This window comes from Acetivibrio ethanolgignens (assembly GCF_001461035.1).
Classification (GTDB): domain Bacteria; phylum Bacillota; class Clostridia; order Lachnospirales; family Lachnospiraceae; genus Velocimicrobium; species Velocimicrobium ethanolgignens.
Window position 1 is genome coordinate 1 of sequence record NZ_LNAM01000070.1, and the last position, 1962, is coordinate 1962.

Annotated in this window: 1 protein-coding gene; it reads left to right on the top strand. The window is 39.3% G+C overall.

Features of this window, described 5'->3' with window-relative positions:
• Nucleotides 1-315: 315 nt before the first annotated feature.
• Nucleotides 316-1962: EndoS/ChiA family endoglycosidase (locus ASU35_RS04510; protein WP_207644120.1), on the top strand; the 1647-nt coding region annotated here is incomplete at its 3' end.

Consider the following 1962-nt stretch of genomic DNA (forward strand, 5'->3'; position numbering starts at 1 on the left):
AAATATAAAATAGATAAAAAATCGCTGTACCCCTTGTATTTAATGGGTACGGCGATTTTTTTGAGATAAATGCAGTAAAATGAACTGTATATAAACGGGTCACGTTTACGTCTGAGAAGGATATGAAAAACGGTTTTATTTATTGGTGAAAATACACAAAAAAATAAAAAAAATTAAACTAATTTAACAAAATTTATAATTTATTAACATTTTATATTGACATTTTGTAATATTTATGTAAATATTTAATTGTAAATATTAATATATTTTGTTAAAAATGTTAAAATCAGTTAAATCAAAAGGAGGAACCGTATTATGAAAAAAAGCTTTAAACCTACATTTTGTAAAAAGGCACTTTGTCTGCTTTTAGCAGCAGCTGTTATAGTGCCATCTGGTGGAAATCTTCCTGTGGGAGTCCCAAAAACAGTAATGGCACGAGAGGCTTTTATACCAGTAGAGGATTTGAGCATTAGCTTAAGTGAGGTAGTGGTCGGCCAAAGGTATGAAACAAAGGATATCCAATTAACCTTTACACCAGATAATGCTACGAATAAAACGGATGTGACATGGTGCTTATTTAAGCCTTGGGAAATGAAGGTAGATGTAGAAAGTAAGGATGTGGCGAAGAAATGCGTGGATGTAAACTCCTTCACACCTCAGGAACCAGGCTATATTTGGCTGCGTGCAGAGGTAAAGTTTGGAAAAAAACCGAAGCATTCTCCATGGACTACCGATGGAAATTACGTAAAGTTTTTTAAGCTTACTGTAAAGGAAGCAGCTGATGCACCAGAGCCTGATGTATACCCGGCACCTTTCCCTAAGGAGAATCTAAAGCCGCTGCAGGGACCAATCTATCTGGGCTATTTCAGAACCTGGCACGATTACTGGGTAGAAGCAGCCTGGGCAGAGGCTTCCAATAAAATCGGAGATATTCCGAAGGAAGTAGATGTTGTAGCCGTATTCCCTGACTATACCTCCGATGATAATCCTTTTTGGGAGATTCTTAAGAATGAATATGTACCTAAGCTGAACGAACGGGGGACAAGGGTAATACGTACCATCGGCATAAGGGATATCGATGGCAGACGGGGAGTTTCTAAAACCTTTTCCTATGAAAAGAACGAGGTGGGCTATAAAGCACTGGCTGAGGAGATTGTAAAAAAATATGTAACCCAGCACAACCTGGATGGTCTTGATATTGATTTTGAGTATCATGATTCTGGTAGCATGACCGATGTAGAAAAAAACCAGGCTAAGGCAGTTATCCGGGAAATATCCAAGCTTATAGGACCCCTGAATTCAAGTCGTGGAAAGAATCTGCTGTTTGTGCTGGACACAAATAAAGAGGCCACTGATGATGATGGAATCTTCAAAGAAACGATGGACTGCTATGACTATGTGATGAGACAGACCTATTCTGGAAACACTTATGACTCTGCCTACGATACTTACGGGGCTGTTAATTTTCCAAAGGAAAAATTCATGGTAGGCTTTTCCTACTATGAAGAAAATGGTAATCAATGGTATAATGTTCCTTCTTCTTATGCACTTGAAATTGCTGACGAGGACACAAACGAAACTAAAATGAGCCAGCCGGATGAGTTATTTACTAAGGATGCTTTTAGAAACTGTACCGCCTATAGACAGGCCAGCTATGTGGCACAAAATGGATTTGGAGGCATCATCGCCTATGCTGTTGAGCGGGACGGTGTGGCCCATGGAAATGATAAAAAGTTTTTCAAATTAAGCGAAAAGGGACACCCAAGTAAATATTTCTATTCCCAGGCTCTAAAGCACCTCATGCTATATGAGAGTAATAAGGATGTAACCGAGCTGAAGCTGACAGAGGATACCTTTACCGAGGGTGGCACCTTGGAGCTCACTGCCAGAGTATTACCAGAGGATGCTACCAATCAGGAGATTACATGGTCTGTCATTGCTGAAAAGACAACAGCAAAGGAT